This is a genomic window from Brevibacterium aurantiacum (genome assembly GCF_003932995.1).
GTDB classification, from domain to species: Bacteria; Actinomycetota; Actinomycetes; order Actinomycetales; family Brevibacteriaceae; genus Brevibacterium; species Brevibacterium aurantiacum.
Genome location: NZ_CP025333.1, coordinates 3877125 through 3892469 on the forward strand (window position 1 = coordinate 3877125; position 15345 = coordinate 3892469).

Annotated in this window: 18 protein-coding genes; 10 read left to right on the forward strand and 8 right to left on the reverse strand. The window is 62.5% G+C overall.

Annotated elements, in window-relative coordinates; genetic code table 11:
- Positions 1-3 precede the first annotated feature (3 nt).
- On the reverse strand, positions 4-435 hold the full coding sequence (locus tag CXR25_RS17845) for a VOC family protein (protein ID WP_096158901.1): 432 nt from the start codon (positions 433-435) through the stop codon (positions 4-6).
- An 86-nt stretch (positions 436-521) separates the two neighbouring features.
- The gene (locus CXR25_RS17850; RefSeq protein WP_009884520.1) at positions 522-1103 is read right to left on the reverse strand and encodes an OsmC family protein; all 582 of its coding nucleotides are present in this window, start codon (positions 1101-1103) and stop codon (positions 522-524) included.
- 261 nt (positions 1104-1364) lie between these two features.
- Between CXR25_RS17850 and CXR25_RS17855 the strand changes: the two genes are divergently transcribed.
- The gene (locus CXR25_RS17855; protein ID WP_009884519.1) at positions 1365-2069 is read left to right on the forward strand and encodes a CPBP family intramembrane glutamic endopeptidase; all 705 of its coding nucleotides are present in this window, start codon (positions 1365-1367) and stop codon (positions 2067-2069) included.
- A gap of 57 nt (positions 2070-2126) precedes the next feature.
- Here CXR25_RS17855 and CXR25_RS17860 read toward each other — a convergent pair whose 3' ends face one another.
- Positions 2127-2609 (reverse strand): Lrp/AsnC family transcriptional regulator, encoded by a 483-nt coding sequence (locus tag CXR25_RS17860; protein WP_241212353.1) that lies wholly within the window; start codon positions 2607-2609, stop codon positions 2127-2129.
- Positions 2610-2719: 110 nt separating this feature from the next.
- On the opposite strand from CXR25_RS17860, the gene kynU reads away from it, so the two are divergent.
- Positions 2720-3985: a kynureninase gene (gene kynU, locus CXR25_RS17865; protein ID WP_125240830.1), complete on the forward strand. Its 1266-nt coding sequence runs from the start codon at positions 2720-2722 to the stop codon at positions 3983-3985.
- 72 nt (positions 3986-4057) lie between these two features.
- On the opposite strand, the gene CXR25_RS17870 is transcribed toward kynU, so the two are convergent.
- Both CXR25_RS17870 and CXR25_RS19170 read right to left on the reverse strand, forming a co-directional pair.
- On the reverse strand, positions 4058-5332 hold the full coding sequence (locus tag CXR25_RS17870; protein WP_125240831.1) for an MFS transporter: 1275 nt from the start codon (positions 5330-5332) through the stop codon (positions 4058-4060).
- The gene (locus tag CXR25_RS19170; RefSeq protein ID WP_257784999.1) at positions 5329-5463 is read right to left on the reverse strand and encodes a hypothetical protein; all 135 of its coding nucleotides are present in this window, start codon (positions 5461-5463) and stop codon (positions 5329-5331) included. Before CXR25_RS19170 ends, CXR25_RS17870 begins: the two co-directional genes overlap by 4 nt.
- A gap of 22 nt (positions 5464-5485) precedes the next feature.
- Here CXR25_RS19170 and CXR25_RS17875 point away from each other — a divergent pair, with 22 nt between their 5' ends.
- Positions 5486-6070, forward strand: a complete 585-nt coding sequence (locus tag CXR25_RS17875) for a cysteine hydrolase family protein (protein ID WP_050773420.1) — start codon at positions 5486-5488, stop codon at positions 6068-6070.
- A gap of 19 nt (positions 6071-6089) precedes the next feature.
- Entirely contained in the window at positions 6090-6512 is a 423-nt protein-coding gene (locus CXR25_RS17880; RefSeq protein WP_069601111.1) for an OsmC family protein, read from the forward strand.
- A gap of 19 nt (positions 6513-6531) precedes the next feature.
- Here CXR25_RS17880 and CXR25_RS17885 read toward each other — a convergent pair whose 3' ends face one another.
- From CXR25_RS17885 to CXR25_RS17895, 3 genes are all read right to left on the reverse strand, one after another.
- Complete coding sequence (locus CXR25_RS17885; RefSeq protein WP_009884512.1) at positions 6532-7395, reverse strand: PPK2 family polyphosphate kinase; 864 nt, start codon at positions 7393-7395, stop codon at positions 6532-6534.
- Between the two features lie 89 nt (positions 7396-7484).
- Complete coding sequence (locus CXR25_RS17890) at positions 7485-8168, reverse strand: trimeric intracellular cation channel family protein (protein WP_125240832.1); 684 nt, start codon at positions 8166-8168, stop codon at positions 7485-7487.
- Positions 8169-8311: 143 nt separating this feature from the next.
- Positions 8312-8812, reverse strand: coding sequence for an OsmC family protein (locus tag CXR25_RS17895; protein WP_125240833.1), 501 nt, complete (start codon positions 8810-8812; stop codon positions 8312-8314).
- A gap of 125 nt (positions 8813-8937) precedes the next feature.
- On the opposite strand from CXR25_RS17895, the gene CXR25_RS17900 reads away from it, so the two are divergent.
- The 6 genes from CXR25_RS17900 to CXR25_RS17925 all read left to right on the forward strand — a co-directional run bounded on the left by CXR25_RS17900 (position 8938) and on the right by CXR25_RS17925 (position 15215).
- Positions 8938-10467, forward strand: a complete 1530-nt coding sequence (locus tag CXR25_RS17900; protein ID WP_125240834.1) for a molybdopterin-dependent oxidoreductase — start codon at positions 8938-8940, stop codon at positions 10465-10467.
- A 260-nt stretch (positions 10468-10727) separates the two neighbouring features.
- Complete coding sequence (locus tag CXR25_RS17905; protein ID WP_069601115.1) at positions 10728-11405, forward strand: fasciclin domain-containing protein; 678 nt, start codon at positions 10728-10730, stop codon at positions 11403-11405.
- A 169-nt stretch (positions 11406-11574) separates the two neighbouring features.
- Positions 11575-12204 carry a sigma-70 family RNA polymerase sigma factor gene (locus CXR25_RS17910; protein ID WP_069601116.1) on the forward strand — a complete coding sequence of 210 codons (630 nt, stop codon included), beginning with the start codon at positions 11575-11577 and terminating at the stop codon, positions 12202-12204.
- Positions 12201-13085 (forward strand): anti-sigma factor, encoded by an 885-nt coding sequence (locus CXR25_RS17915; protein ID WP_125240835.1) that lies wholly within the window; start codon positions 12201-12203, stop codon positions 13083-13085. Before CXR25_RS17910 ends, CXR25_RS17915 begins: the two co-directional genes overlap by 4 nt.
- A 142-nt stretch (positions 13086-13227) precedes the next feature.
- Complete coding sequence (locus tag CXR25_RS17920; protein WP_125240836.1) at positions 13228-14568, forward strand: histidine kinase; 1341 nt, start codon at positions 13228-13230, stop codon at positions 14566-14568.
- Positions 14565-15215, forward strand: a complete 651-nt coding sequence (locus tag CXR25_RS17925) for a response regulator (protein ID WP_125240837.1) — start codon at positions 14565-14567, stop codon at positions 15213-15215. The genes CXR25_RS17920 and CXR25_RS17925 overlap by 4 nt, the downstream gene beginning before the upstream one ends.
- Positions 15216-15345: the final 130 nt, after the last annotated feature.

Consider the following 15345-nt stretch of genomic DNA (forward strand, 5'->3'; position numbering starts at 1 on the left):
CGCTCATTCCTGACCTGCGGCGAATGCCTCGGGTCCTTGTTCCACTGCAGCGGGATCCATCCACATGAACTCGATGATGTTGCCGTCTGGGTCGGCCATGCTGATCGAGTACATGAATCCGAAGTCCTGCGGCTCTTTGTTCTCCGATCCGCCGGCGTCGAGAATCTTCGCTCGTGTTGCGTCAACGTCATCACGGGAATCCCGACTCAGAGCGGTGAGCACCTGTGCGGTCGAATGCGGATCGGCGATCGGCTTGTCGGTAAACGTCCCCAGGTACTCCCGCGTCAGAATCATGAAGAAGATGCCTTCGTCCCATTTGAGACAGGCGGCGTTCTCATCGGTGAACTCGGGAACAACCTCGGCGCCTAGATTGGCGTAGAACTCTTTTGATCGATTGAGATCGGTGGTCGGGTAGTTGACGAAGATCTGGGTCATGACTGCTCCCTCGCAGCTGGTGTCCAGCAATGGGCTCAATATCCTCGTCTTCGCTCACCGGCATGTCAATAGACCGACGAGACTCATCAGTTCGTCTTCGTCACGGTGACGTCGATGGGCGTCTGATTCGTGAAGATGTCGAAGACCGGGCAGTGAGCATCGACGGTCTTCTGCAGCTCCTGGTAGGCCTCGTCACTGTCTGGGCCCGTGATGTTCACGGTGACACGGACCGCGGAAAGCCCCGGTCGTACCGAATCGTCGGCACCGAAGAGTCCCCGAACGTCGAGGTCGCCCTCTGCGCTGACGTCGAGGTTCTCGATCGTCAGTCCCAGGTTGTGAGCATAGAGACGGTAGACGACGATCTGGCAGGAGATCAGGGCACCGAGCGCGTATTCCACGGGGTTCGGTGCAACATCGTCGCCGGCCAAAGGGGCCGGCTCGTCGACGGTGAAGGTGTGCTTGCCGGCAGTGATGACCGAAGAAACCGAGCCCTGGGCACTGCCCTTGGCAGAGAAGACCAGCTGCGCGTTCTTCACCGAGGCGACGATCCGGTCGTTCCATGCCTGCCCCGCCGAGGAGAGGCGTGCGGCGCGATCCTCGGCACTGATGGCAATGGTCGAACCAGCGTCGGTGGTGGATCCTGTGGTGGTTTCAGCTGTGGCGGTCATGAGCGTCTCCTCGGTGTGGGTGGTAATCGTCTGAGTGATCCCCAGACTAGGAACACAGGCCTCCCACGAGCGGGCTGCTCGTCAGATTCCGACGCGCTCCGTCACACTCACGAAATGCGCCGACGCATACCGACATAACCCAGTTGCCTGCTCGGCGAGGCTGACGCTCGTCAAAAGCTCGTTCCCGTGTCCCATCGGGGGAACCGAATCTCATACTTCTGACGGACAACACGCCTGATCAACGACTCATAGTGTTGAGGCATGAGCGAAGCCCCATCTCGAAGTCGACTCTCGACGACGACCCTTCTCATCGCGGCAGGAGCCGTCCTCGGCATCGCTGCTCTCGTCTTCGGAACTGCCGTCGTCATCGGGCTCACCGTTCCAGGTGTCCGGGCACATTTCGATAGCCTCATCGTCGCTGTGCTGCTCGTGCAGAGCGCAGGGACTCTATGGGCGCTGACGTTCATCCTGCGCCACCGCGGTCACCGACTCTCGGACATCGGCTTCGCCCGCCCCTCTCTGCGCCTCTTCCATCTGCTGTGGCAGATTCCCACAGCGGTGATCGTGGTGATCCTCACGCAGGCCCTCGTCTTCGCAATCACCGGCTCGGACCCTGTCAGCGACTCGTCGACCGATTCGCTGGCAGGAAACGCCGGCGCTGCCGGTGCGATCGTGATGTTCGCGGCCGTCGCAGTCATCACCCCGTCCTGGGAAGAGCTGTTCTTCCGCGGCCTGATCTTCGGCTACGTTCGTGGCCGCCTAGGCACAACATGCGCGGTTGTCATCAGCGCCGTCATCTTCGCGCTGTGTCATGGCGTGCCGATTCTCCTGCCCTACATGCTTGCGCTCGGCCTCTGCCTAGCACTGCTGCGGGTGTTCCACGGCAATCTGTGGGGTTCACTGGGTCTGCACATCACGATCAATTCGACGGCGTCGCTGGTTCTGTTGCAAGCCGTCTTCGCGTGAGGAAGCTCAGGCGGGCCGTCTTCGCCTGAGTTCCTTTCGGCATGGCCGTCCTCTCACTCACGGGCGGTGATGTCCGAACACCAGACTGGTCTGCGTGTGGGCGATCATCGGATCCGAGAGGTGCTCGTCGATGAAGTCGTTGAGTCCCGTCGGATGGGCGGCGGCGATGTGCACGAGCAGGTCCCGCTCCCCCGACACCTGGAAGACATCAAGGGTCTCAGGTGCCCGGAGCAGCCCCGCGATGACATCGCTCATCTTTGACCTCCCCACCGGTGACATCCGCACGGAGATCATGCCGAACACGTGCAGGCCGAGCGCTTCGAAATCGATGTCGGCATGAAATCCCTTGATGATGCCGCGCGATCTCAGTGCACTGACTCTGCCCGAGCAGGTCGACGGGGCAAGCCCCACCCGACCGGCGAGGTCCTTGTTGGAGATCCGAGCATCGGAACCGAGCTCACGCAGGATCGCCAGGTCCACCTCGGCGAGGTGGAAATTGTTCGATTCAGCATGATGATCGACGATCAATTCCGAATTCACCACAGAAATCACTTCCAATTCTCGCCATCTGTTCGGATTGCCTCGATGATATCCGTGATCTGAGTAGTCTGTGAGGTGAACCGGATCAACCGACCCAATGAAGGTGAGTCATGACGACCCTCGAGCGATCAGCCTGCGAACTCCTCGACCGCGACGATCCTCTGCGCAAGCTCAGAGACGAGTTCATCCTCCCCTCCGACACGATCTACCTCGACGGGAACTCGCTGGGTGCCCGAACAAAGGGCGCGGCCGAACGTGCCCAGGAGGTCATCGAGGACGAATGGGGCACCGGCCTCATCCGCTCCTGGAACACTGCCGGTTGGTTCGATCTGCCAGCGAAGCTGGGCGATAAGGTCGCCGGCGTCGTCGGTGGTGGGACCGGCAGCACCGTCGTCACGGACACCACCTCGATCAACCTGTTCAAAGCCGCATCGGCCGCACTGAAGATGCAGGCTGCCGATGCGCCGGGGCGTCGCGTCATCCTCACTCAACGGGAGAATTTCCCTTCCGACATCTACATGCTGCAGGGCCTGGCCGAGCAGCTCGACGACGGCTACGAGGTGCGTCTCGTTGATGACGCCGAGGTGACCGCCGGGTTCCCGAACACGATGACCGACGAGGTGGCCCTCGTCGTCCTCACCCACGTGAACTATCGCACGGGTCGCCTCTTCGACATGGCCACCACCACCTCGGCGATCCATGCTGGTGGAGCGATGGTGATCTGGGATCTGTGCCATTCGGCGGGAGCCCTGGAGATCGACCTGGCCGGATCGGGCGCAGATATGGCGATCGGCTGCACCTACAAATTCCTCAACGGCGGGCCGGGTTCACCCGCATTCATCTGGGTCTCCGAGGCACTGCAGAACCGTTTCACCCAACCGCTCTCGGGCTGGTGGGGGCATGCGAAACCCTTCGAGATGTCACCGGACTACGCTCCGGCCGAGGGCATTCGCCGGTATCTGACCGGCACGCAGGGCGTCATCTCGATGGCGGTGGCCGAATTGGGCCTCGACATCGCCGACAGCGTCAATATGGCAGCCGTGCGACATAAGTCCCTGCAGCTGTCCGACCTCTTCATCGAGCTCGTCGAATCTCGCCTGGCCGATCATCCCGTCCAGGTTGTCACCCCGCGTGAGCACGCTCATCGCGGGTCACAGGTCTCGATCACCCACCCTGAGGGATTTGCGGTGATGAGTGCCCTTATCGAGCGTGGAATCATCGGCGACTATCGGGAGCCGGAAGTTCTGCGTTTCGGCCTGACTCCGCTCTACATCGGCTTCACCGACGTCTGGGACACCGTCGAGGCGCTGCGCGAGATCCTCGACAACCGGCTCTGGGACGCTCCTGCGCACAAGGTCCGCGGCGCCGTCACCTGAGGCTCGAGGCTCGGAGCTCGGAGCTCAGTCCGTCCCGCTCCTCGCCTGAACTTCGGCCTGCTGCAAGCGCGGTCAGCCGACCCGGCGCTCGCGTCCGGCCACCGCATATGCGCCGATTCCCAATGCGCCGATCGCCAGGACCGCGCCGCCGATCGTCACGGCCTGCGGGATCGTCGCGATCGTACCGAGCACGCCGACGGTCACGCCGGAGAACGTCTGCATTCCGGGACCGAACATCGAGTAGGAGCCGATGACGCGTCCGCGGATCTCGGGCGGCGCCTCGAGTTGGATGATGGCCATCTCGGTCGATTCGGCGGTGATCTTACAGACCCCCGCAAGCACGAGGACAGTCAGCGCCAGCCACAGGTGCGAGGTCAGCGCGAAGACGATCGAGCTGGCACCGAGTCCGGCTGCGGCGATCGCTGCCGCCGCCGGGGTCGGTCGCACCCAGCCCGTGGCCTCGAGGAAGAACCCGCCGAGCACACCGCCGGCGCCGAGTGCGAAGAGCAGCAGCCCGTACGTGAAGTCACTGTCTCCGCCGGGGCCTGTCAGGAGGCCGCCGAAGACCGGCATCGCCGTCTGCAGCACGGCGCCGATCGTGATCGAGGCCAGTGCGGCCAGCAGCAGCATGCCGATGATGGAGCGGTTGTGTCGAACGTCGACGAGCACTCGCAGCGACTGCACCAGAGTCGTACGCGTCTTGTTCGGACTCCCGCTCCTGATGTGCCCGGTGAAGGGTGTGCGCATCAGGAAGATCGTCAGCGGAAGGTAGAAGACGATATTGATGAAGATGCCCCATGTCGGGCCGAAAGCGAGCAGAAGTGCCGAACCGACGACGGGCCCGAACAGGATACCGAGGCTGCGGAAGGTCGCATTCATTCGCACCGCGCTCGGCAGCTCCTTGCGGTCGACGAAGTCATGCAGCATCATCTGCTCGGCCGGTCCCCACAGGCATCCGGCCAGGCCGTGGATGACGAGCAGCACACATGCCTGCCACAGCTGGAGCGAATCGGTGAGGAAGAGGATGCCCCAGCACAGGGACACGAACATGAACAGGCCCTGCCCGATCTGGATCAGCCGCCTGCAGTCGAAGCGCTCCGCTAGAGAGCCTGCGTAGACGGAGAGCAGGAGGAACGGAAGCCAGTGGCTGATGAGTTGGAACCCGACGAGGGCCGGGGACTCGAACTTCTGCCACAGCACCCAGTAGGTGATGACGTGTTCGATGTTGTCACCCATCATCGCCAGCCCGGACCCGACCAGGTAAGGCGCGGTCTTCCAACTGCGCAGCACCCCGAAGCGGCGCGGATGCGCCGAGCTGTCGGCTGAATCGTCTCGAATCTCACTCACTCGGCCCATTCTGGCACCGTCGAGGTCGGGCCGAACCCGAGGTACCGAAGCGTGGAAGCCGATGTCGCCGAGGTGGCGCTGGCCGTGACATGGAAGTGACCCTTGATCTCGCCCGACAATGGGGTCACCATTGAACTGATCGAGGAGGATCAGATGTCAACGAGCACATCCACGCACCAGCCGCCGCTCGCCTCACAGCGAGAGAAGACCGCCCTCATCGTCATCGACGTCCAGAACGGCGTCTTCGCCGAGAGCTGGCATGCAGACGAGGTGATCGGAACGATCTCCGATCTCGTTCAACGCGCCCGCGACACCGGTGCCGAAGTCATCTGGGTCAGACACTCTTCAGGAGAACTGCCACCGGAATCGCCGCAATGGCAGATCGTCGACGCGCTCACGCCCGCCGAAGGCGAGGCCATCGTGGAGAAGACCCACGGCAACACCTTCGAGGACACCGACTTCGAGGAGGTTCTCGCGTCCAAGGACGTCGGCCACCTCGTCGTCACCGGTGCCCAATCCGATGCGTGCGTAAGGTCCACGATCCACGGCGGGTTCGCCCGCGGCTACGATGTCACGCTCGTCTCCGATGCGCACACGACCGAAGATCTCAGCGACTGGGGCGCGCCACCACCGGAGCAGGTGGTCTCCCACACGAATCTCTACTGGGGCTTCGAATCGGGACCTGGTCGAACCGCCCGGGTCCAGGAATCGGCCGAGGTCGACTTCACTGCGCCGTGATTCCTGAGATGATGTGCCCATGAGTGAAGACAAGCGCAGCATCGAACTGACCAGGATCGCTGAGAACCATTACCGCGCCACGGCACCGAGCGGTGCGAGCATCGAATTCGGTCGCGGTGAGGGCCTGATGACACCCGTGGAGCTGCTGCTCGCGGCCGTCGCCGGGTGCTCCTCGATCGATGTCGACACCGTGACCAGCAGGCACACCGAGCCGACGCGCTTCGACGTCTCGGCCCAGGCCGACAAGATCGACGAAGACGGCGCGTCCCGCGTGGACAATGTCCATCTCGACTTCAACCTCGACTTCCCCGATGACGAGGACGGCCGCAAGGCCGATGCCCGCGTCGAGAAGCTCGTCGGCCTCTCCCATGACAAGTACTGCACTGTCTCGCGCACGGTCGAGCACCCGACGAACGTCAACTTCAGCATCCACCGCGCCTGACCCTCTCCGAGGTAGTGGCTCAGCTCTCGGCCAGCCGCTCCCGTTCGACGTCGATGTCGAAATCGGCCGCCGGCCATTGCGGGTCGATGTCCCGCAGCACATTGAGCAGGAGCCGCTGAACCGCGATCCGGGCGTACCATTTGCGGTCGGCGGGGACGACGTACCACGGGGCCACCTCGGTGGAGGTGCGTTCGAACACTGTCTGGTAGGCCCGCATGTAATCGGGCCACATGAGTCGCTCGTCGACGTCACCCGGGTTGTACTTCCAGTACTTGTCGGGGCGATCCAAGCGCTCCATGAGTCGGTCCTTCTGCTCATCGGGGGAGATGTTGAGCATGACCTTGATGATGCGCACACCCGCCTCGGCGAGTCCTGCTTCGAAGTCGTTGATGGCGGTGTAGCGGCGCTCGATCTCTTCGTCATCGGCAAGCTCACGGACCTTGCCGATGAGCACATCCTCGTAGTGGGAGCGATCGAAGACGCCGATCATGCCGGGCCCGGGCACGCGTGGTCGGATGCGCCACAGGAAGTCGTGGGAGAGCTCCTCCTTCGTCGGGGCCTTGAACGCGGCGAGTTCAACTCCCTGGGGGTCGACGGAGCCGACGACGTGGCGCACGATTCCGCCCTTGCCAGCGGTGTCCATCGCTTGGAGGATGAGGAGGACGGCCGGGCCCGACTCCTCGTCATGATGGGCGGCGAAGAGTCGCTCCTGGAGATCATCGAGTTCGGGAATGCAGGCTTTGAGGTCCTTGCGTCCGGATTTCTTGTTGCCCTCGTATCCGGGGGTCGAATGCGGGTCGACTTCGTCGAGCCGAAATCCTTTGCCTGCCCGCAGCAATGGCTGCGGATCGCTGCTCCAACTCTGCGTTGTCTTCTCGCTCATGACTTCATCTTTGCAGGCAGGAGGGTCAGCGTCTATATCTTTGGTGATCTCCGGCGATTACCGAGGTGTTCTCACCGGGTTCTGCGTGATCAGTCGGGCTTGCGAAACACTGAAGGCAGTTTCTTCATCTTCCGCTCGGTCTCCCGATACGACCATTGCCGCATCGGCTGCGGCACTCTCCACTGCAGCTTCCAGGCAAGCATGCGGAAGACGAATGCGAGGCCGGCGATGATCAGCGACACCATGTTGTTGAGGATTCCCGTCGCGTCGGCGAGGAGCGCGCCACCGGCCCCGAAGAGAGCCGGGAGGAGATAGAGATCGGTGCCGGTGAAGATCGCCGGGTTCTCACTGGCCACTGCATCGCGCATGAGGCCGCCGCCGCAGGCCGTGAGCGCACCCATGAGCAGAGCCGCCGGGTAGGTCGCTCCCGCCCCGAGGGCGATCGTCGTCCCGGTGACACTGAAGATCGCAAGCCCGATCGCGTCAAACGTGACGATCAGACTTCGGGCTCTCGAGACGTGCTTGCCGATGAGGTAGATGAGCAGTGTGGCGATGAGCGGTGGGGCCAGATAGATCGGCTGGCCCAGCGCATTCGGGACTCGGTCGAGGAGGACGTCGCGGATCATGCCTCCGCCGATGCCCGTCATCGTCCCGAGAACCAGGCCTCCGGTGATGTCGAAGCCGCGCCTGGCAGCCAGGAGGACTCCCGAGACGGCGAAGACGAAGGTGCCGGTGAGGTCGAGTGCGAGAAAGACTGCTTCCTGAATGTCCACGCCCTGCTCCCCTTCCGACTCATCAACGGTGCGCCCCACACACCGGTCGGTGCGCGGTCAGCATTGCCGACGCCGGATCTCAGGTCTCGGCGCCTGGTCACCACTGTAGTATCCCCTCGCCGAGGCGGCAGTGAGCCGGGAGGTCAGCTGAGCTGGAAGTTGTCCGGGTTCTTGTAGTCCTCGATCTCGACACTCGGGCTGCCCTGCCCCTTGAGCAATTTCGAGATCGGGCACCGGGCATGGGCCCGCCCCGCGTACTTCTCCGCGTCTGCGGCAGAGACACCATCGATGGAGATATAGGCCCTGGGCACGAAGTGGAACCCGGCGTTGGACTCACCGTGCAGGTCGACCTCAACGCGAACGCGGGACTGTGCTTCAACGTCGTTAACTGCCAACACAACCTTGAGTGTCTCACCGAGACAGGTGCTCCAGGCCATGGCAAGGAACTGCTCCGGATTGCTGCCCTGATCGGTATGAGAGGTCGGGGCCGTCGACAGTGTCATACCGTCTTCGACTCGCACTTCACCCGAGGTCCCGCCGAGGTTCTCGACCTTGGCCGTATAGATGGGGCCACTTGCGCTTCTTGGTTCATCCGAGTCTCCGCTTGGCGCCTGCGGCTCGGCGTATCCTGGGTTCTCAGTCATTGCACCATGCTACGTCAGCGTGACGGCAAGTTAACTGACAATTTCGTGAACGAGACGCACCCCAGGAGCGAATCTTCGCGTCCTGATCGCCCATCCGGACCGTCATCCGCTCCGAATACCTGTACATGAGAAGACCATTTCGCGCCGCCCTCGCTGGGATCGTCGCCACCCTTGTCCTGCTCGGTGCCGCCGACCTGATCGCCCGCGCGTTCGGTCCACCGGCGGCCCCCCTGCTGGCATTGGGTCAGACGATCATTCCGCTGGCACCGACCGGTCTCGTCAAACCTGTCATCGACCTCTTCGGCACCAATGACAAGCTCTTCCTCATTGTCACCACAGGTCTCGGCGCGCTGGTGCTCGGAGGGCTCATCGGATGGCTGGCCTCTCACCGGCTCCGTCTGGCGACGGCGCTGCTGTGCGTGGCCGGGCTGGTTCCCATCATCGTCATTCTCATCCGCCCCGAGTCCAGTGTCGTCGACATCATCCCGACGCTCATCGGGCTCGCACTGGGCCTGGCCGTCTTCCGTCTCCTTATGAGCTTTGGAATGAGCCGCACTGAGAATAGGACAGCTCCGGCTTCAGAGCCGTCTCGTCGCCGTTTCTTCATCATCACCGGCATCATCGGGACAGTGGGCGCCGCTGCGATGGCGGCCGGACAGACTGTGGCCGCATTGACTCTGGATGCGGGAGCCGCGGTGGCCAAACTGGTGCTGCCATCACCTGCCAAGAAGGCTCCCCCGATCCCCACCTCGGCGCATCCCGATGTCAAGGGCCTTGCGCCCTTCGTCACGGACCCCAAGGATTTCTATCGCATCGACACGGCGTTGGCTCCTCCGGTCATCGATCCCGAGGAATGGTCGCTGAGGATCCACGGGATGGTCGAATCGGAGGTGACCTTGACGATGGATGATCTGCTCGACCTTCCTCTCGACGAGCACCACCTCACGCTCACCTGCGTCTCCAATCCCGTCGGGGGTGACCTCGTCGGCAACGCCACCTGGTTGGGTTACCCGGTGCGTGAGCTGCTGCGCCGGGCGAATCCGAACAAGGATGCAGACATGGTGCTTTCCCATTCGATCGACGGGTTTTCGGCCTCGACACCGGTCGAAGCCCTCACCGATGGCCGGGACTCCCTGCTGGCTGTCGGAATGAACGGCAGTCCGCTTCCTCCCGAACACGGCTTCCCCGCCCGCCTCGTCGTTCCCGGACTCTACGGTTTCGTCTCAGCCACCAAGTGGGTCACCGAACTCGAAGTCACTCGATTCGATGAGAAGACCGCCTATTGGACTGATCGAGGGTGGGATGCCAAGGCGCCCATCCTCGTCGCGTCCAGGGTCGAAGTGCCGAAGCCGTTGGCCAAGGTGCCTGCCGGTGATGTGGCCGTCGCTGGCACGGCATGGGCCCAGCGCAGCGGCATCAAGCGAGTCGATGTGAAACTCGACGATGGGGAATGGACATCGGCAGAACTCGGCGATGAGGTCAACATCGATACCTGGCGTCAGTGGAAGACGGGGTTCAGCGACGTCGAAGCAGGGTTGCACACAGTCACAGTCCGTGCGATCGATCAGGACGGAAACGTCCAGACCCCGGAGCGCAGGAAGTCCATTCCCAACTCCGCGACCGGTCACCACCACATCCAGTTCAGTGTTGAGTAGAGCGATCCTCAGCCACGCACCGGACCACACCGTCACGGACCCAGACTCCCCACTCAGGCGGAGACTGGGGCCGATCTGCGCAGGTCTGAGGACATTGCAGGGGCTCCGTGAAAAAGAAGTCCAAAGAATTCTTGAATTTCACCCATCCAGAACCAGACGGGCTGCGAATACCAGGTACACAGCGAGCAATGAAGGCAACTTCAAAGCTGTGCGCTGATACGCACCACCGTTGATGCACCACCTCAATTAGGAGAATAACGATGAAAACGCTGCTTCGCACTCGCACCACCACCATCCTGGCCGCCGGGGCGATCGGGCTTATGGCTCTGAGCGGCTGCTCGGACATGGGCTCCGACTCCGAATCCGGTGACACCGAGACCAAGTCCAGTGATACCGCAGAAAGCCCTGCCGCATCAGAAGAGTCGGGCGACGACGCCATGGCCGGCGGGGATCTCGTCGGACCGGACTGTGCCGCCTACGCCGAGGCCAATCCCAAGGGCGGCGGATCGGTCGAAGGAATGGCACAGGATCCTGTCGCCACAGCGGCATCGAACAACCCGATGCTCAAGACCCTGACCAAGGCCGTTTCGGGCAAGCTCAATCCCGACGTCGACCTCGTCGACACTCTCAACGGAGACGAGTTCACCGTCATCGCACCCACCGATGATGCCTTCGGCGACGTGCCCAAGGACGACTTGGACGCGCTGGCCAAGGATTCGGACATGCTGACCAAGGTCCTCACCTATCACGTCATCCCAGGAAAGCTGTCGCCCGACGAGATCGCCGGTGAGCACGAGACCGTCGAAGGTTCGAAGGTGACAATCTCCGGTGAAGGAGACGACCTCAAGTTCGACGATGCCGGTCTGGTCTGCGGTGGCGTGGCCACCTCAAATGCCACCGTGTACATGGTCGACAGTGTGATGATGCCATCTAAGTGACACCAGAGCTTCACGAGGTGGTGGCCAAGGACCGATTTCGACATCTCGGATCGGCCCTTGGCCACCACCTTTTTCATACGATGTGTGGACAATCGAAGAACAGTAGCCGATTTCATACGATGTGTGGACAATCGAAGAACAGTAGCCGATCGAATGACATGATTGGGCAATGAGTTCAGATGATCCTTCGGCTCCAGGCCATGGACCCCCGGGATATGATTCCCGAGCGTCAGACGGCACCGTCACCACAGCAGCAGACTCGAGCAGCGACCAGCTGCTGCGGATCGCCGCCGGTGACAGGTCCGCTTTCGAGGAACTCTTCGTGGCACAATCCCGAATCCTCATGGCCGTGATCCTGCGGATTGTGAGAAGTCAGTCGCTCGCCGAAGAGGTGCTCCAGGAATGCTTCACCGAAGTGTGGACCCGGTGCTCCGGGTTCGACCCACAACGCGGGACGGGCAGGGCATGGCTAATCACGCTGTGCCGGAGGAGAGCCATCGACTGCGTCCGCAGTGTTCAGGCCCAACAGGATCGCGACTACGCCGACGGCCTGAGATCGTCGGCGGAAGAGGGAGAGCAGGTCGAACAGACGGTCATCGACAGATCCGAATCGGACAGAATCGCCACCGCGCTGAAGATACTTCCGCCGGACCAGGCACAACCCATCGTCATGGCCTTCTACCAAGGCCTGACCCACGCTGAGATTTCGGAGAATCTCAAGGTGCCCCTCGGCACCATCAAGTCACGAATCAGAGACGGAATGAAGAAGCTGCGAGAAGAGTTGGAGGCAAGCCGATGAGTGCCGATCGAGATTATCTTGCTGCCGGCCTGGCCCTGGGTGGACTCAGCGAAGCTGAGCTTGCCGAAGCGCAGGCTCTCGCAGAATCCGATGCTGATTTCCGGTCCGAGGTCGCCGAGTATGACGACACCATGGCGCTCATGGCCGAATCCGATGCAGAAGCGTCTGAATCCTCAGGCACAGATGTCTCTGAACCCATCAGTGCAGCCACCCGGAACGCAATTCTCGCCATCCCGAGCACACATGCTCAAGAGGATGAGGCCGCGCAACCACAGAGCCTGGAACAGGCTGGTTCTGAACAGCAGCAGACTCAGCCCTCAGCACCGACTCAGCTCAACGCCCCGGCTCAACCCGCATCGCAGGCAGACAATCAGTCGTCCTCGGACGTGCCGCCGCCTGCCGACCTGGCCGAGCACCGTCGGAAACGCAGCGCATGGGTGCCGATGGCTGCAGCCGCTGCCGCTGTCATCGTCGCCGCCGGCGTCGGAGTGAATTCCTGGCAGAAGCAGAACGAGCTGGAAGATGACCTGGCAGCTGCTCAGCAACAGCTCGACGACTCAGCTCGTCTCATGGAAGCTGGCGATTTGAAGACCAGCACTGCAGAGCTGCCCGAGGGCGGATCGGTCACTGTGGTCTCGTCCGAGAAGGAACAGCTCATTCGCCTCAGTCCTCGCGACGTCGAAGTCTCTCCATCAGGAAAATCCCTGCAGATGTGGGTGATCGGCAACGAGGGTCCCGAGAGTGTGGGGCTGATGACGAAAGCACCGGTGACCATCGCCGATGAGCCATTCGCCAAAGGAAGTCTGTTCGGCGTCACTGTGGAGCCGGAAGGCGGCTCGGACCAGCCGACGACAGATCCGATCGTGGCGATCAGCCTGTAGTCAATGACCCTTGCAGAGATGTCTGGAGGCATCGCCGAGCGAACGTGATCGGCCGAGGCTCCACCCTGCGCCGGAGACTGCACGCACCAGATCCCCACAGCGACGGATGCCCCAACGCGGCTCGGCTGTCTAAGCTGGAGGGATGGCAGAGAACCCGACATCGCTGAGTCCTACACGCGGCGACGTGTATCTGGTGTTTGGGCTGGCCGTTGCCTCTGTGATCTTCGCCGTCCTCTATGTGACGACAGGCTACTGGCCGTTCCAGGCGCCGTTGTGGGTTCTGTGCCTAGCTTCAGTGGCGGTCACAGTTCCCCTCATCTGGAGGCGGCGGTACCCCAGCCAAGTCGCCTGGATCCAAACCGCGATTTTCGTCACCGCACAGTTCGGCGGCGCCATGGAACCCGGCGTCACGCAGATTATCCTCTTCATGGGCGTGTACTCAATCGGCGCGTGGCAGAGCAATCGTCGGGCGGCTCTCGTCTCTCGAACACTGCTGTGCACAGCCATCTTCATCTACCTTGTCGCGTCCGTGTTATTCCAATCCAATGGTCTTTCGGGCATGACAGTTCTGCAGGTCACCGCGAGTTTCGGTGTCAGTCTGCTGACGAATATCGCCTACTTCGGCGGTGCATGGCTCTTCGGCAACCGAGCCTGGAACCAGCGTCTGCTCCTCGACGAGCTGCTCTCCGCCAACGCCGAGGTCCGCTGTCAGGAACAGCAGCTGACGCGTCAGGCTCTTGACCTCGAGCGAGTGCGCATCGCTCGCGAGCTCCACGATGGCATCGCCCACCACATCACCGGCGTCGGCATCCACGCCGCAGCCGCCCGGCGCAGTCTCGAGAAGAACCCCGACAAGGCACGAGAATCCCTCAAAACCATCGAATCCTCCACCCGAGAAACCGTCGATGAACTGCGTGCGCTCGTCTACACCCTCCGGGACACGGACGACGCGAGCACCGGTGAGCACAACACGAAGGGCAACCCCGGCCTCGGCGACATTCCCGAACTCGTCGACGCCTCACGTCGATCGGGACAGCAGGTCGACGTTGTCACGATCGGTGAGCCGAGACCGCTGACGCCGATCACGGAGATGTCGATCTACCGGGTGATCCAGGAGTCCCTGACCAACTGTCGTCGTTATGCGGGATCGCACGCGGAGGTGGATGTCCGCCTGCGGTACGGCACCAGCAATCTCGAAGTCGAGATCAGCGACACCCGGTCTCCCGGCGGGCTCCACGAGGAATCGCACCCCGACTCCGAACCTCCGGCGAAGCAACCGGGCCTGGGCCTCGGCATCATCGGCATGCGCGAACGGATGAGCGCCATGGGCGGCTCCCTCGAAGCCGGTCCGAAGTCCCGTGGCGGCTGGCTTGTACGGGCACAGATCCCCTACCCTCGGAGCCTCGCCGACCCCGATGCCGACGTCGCCGAGCACCCAGCTGCTTCCTCCATCACCGACTCCACAGCAAAGGCCGAACAGTGATCAGAGTCCTCCTCGTCGATGACCAGGCGATGGTCCGCACCGGTTTCCGCACGATCCTCGAAAGCGAGGACGGTATCATCGTCGTCGGCGAGGCTGAGAACGGTCAGGTCGCGATCGACCGCGCACTCGACCTCGCACCGGACGTGATCTGCATGGACGTCCAGATGCCGGTCATGGACGGGCTCGAATCCACCGCGGAGATCGTACGCCGCGGCGCGGCCGGAGCAGTCCTCATGCTCACCACCTTCGACCGGGACGATTTCCTGTTCCAGGCATTGGCCGCCGGTGCCAGCGGGTTCCTGCTCAAGACCGCCGAGGCGGAACAGCTCATCGACGCAGTCACCGCACTGGCGGCCGGCGATGGGCTCCTCTCCCCCGAGGTGACCCGACGCGTCATCGAACGCTCCCTGCGCTCCCCCGAAGCCACCACCTCGGCGGCTCCCGAATTGGAACTCCTCACCGACCGAGAACTCGAGGTCCTCCACCTCGTAGCCAAGGGGCTGAGCAACTCGGAGATCGCAGGCACGCTCTTCGTCGGCGAGGCCACCGTCAAGACGCATGTCTCCAACCTGCTGACCAAGCTCGACATCCGCGACCGTATTCACGTCGTCATCTTCGCCTACGAGAACGGGATCGTCGGGAGGTGAACGCTGATTCATATACAACGGGTGTAGCATAATTTCGTATTGCGGAATTTTCCCACCATTCCTCAACAGACTCTCCCCCATATCTCCCCACGATTGACCCCCAGCACAGCCGATTCAGCACTTCTTCGGC

Excerpts from the sequence above, each read along its gene's own strand:
- CXR25_RS17845 (WP_096158901.1), bottom strand. The coding sequence starts at position 435 with ATGACCCAGATCTTCGTCAACTACCCGACCACCGATCTCAATCGATCA.
- CXR25_RS17850 (WP_009884520.1), bottom strand. The coding sequence starts at position 1,103 with ATGACCGCCACAGCTGAAACCACCACAGGATCCACCACCGACGCTGGT.
- CXR25_RS17855 (WP_009884519.1), top strand. The coding sequence starts at position 1,365 with ATGAGCGAAGCCCCATCTCGAAGTCGACTCTCGACGACGACCCTTCTC.
- kynU (WP_125240830.1), top strand. The coding sequence starts at position 2,720 with ATGACGACCCTCGAGCGATCAGCCTGCGAACTCCTCGACCGCGACGAT.
- CXR25_RS19170 (WP_257784999.1), bottom strand. The coding sequence starts at position 5,463 with ATGGTGACCCCATTGTCGGGCGAGATCAAGGGTCACTTCCATGTCACG.
- CXR25_RS17875 (WP_050773420.1), top strand. The coding sequence starts at position 5,486 with ATGTCAACGAGCACATCCACGCACCAGCCGCCGCTCGCCTCACAGCGA.
- CXR25_RS17880 (WP_069601111.1), top strand. The coding sequence starts at position 6,090 with ATGAGTGAAGACAAGCGCAGCATCGAACTGACCAGGATCGCTGAGAAC.
- CXR25_RS17885 (WP_009884512.1), bottom strand. The coding sequence starts at position 7,395 with ATGAGCGAGAAGACAACGCAGAGTTGGAGCAGCGATCCGCAGCCATTG.
- CXR25_RS17895 (WP_125240833.1), bottom strand. The coding sequence starts at position 8,812 with ATGACTGAGAACCCAGGATACGCCGAGCCGCAGGCGCCAAGCGGAGAC.
- CXR25_RS17900 (WP_125240834.1), top strand. The coding sequence starts at position 8,938 with ATGAGAAGACCATTTCGCGCCGCCCTCGCTGGGATCGTCGCCACCCTT.
- CXR25_RS17905 (WP_069601115.1), top strand. The coding sequence starts at position 10,728 with ATGAAAACGCTGCTTCGCACTCGCACCACCACCATCCTGGCCGCCGGG.
- CXR25_RS17910 (WP_069601116.1), top strand. The coding sequence starts at position 11,575 with ATGAGTTCAGATGATCCTTCGGCTCCAGGCCATGGACCCCCGGGATAT.
- CXR25_RS17915 (WP_125240835.1), top strand. The coding sequence starts at position 12,201 with ATGAGTGCCGATCGAGATTATCTTGCTGCCGGCCTGGCCCTGGGTGGA.
- CXR25_RS17920 (WP_125240836.1), top strand. The coding sequence starts at position 13,228 with ATGGCAGAGAACCCGACATCGCTGAGTCCTACACGCGGCGACGTGTAT.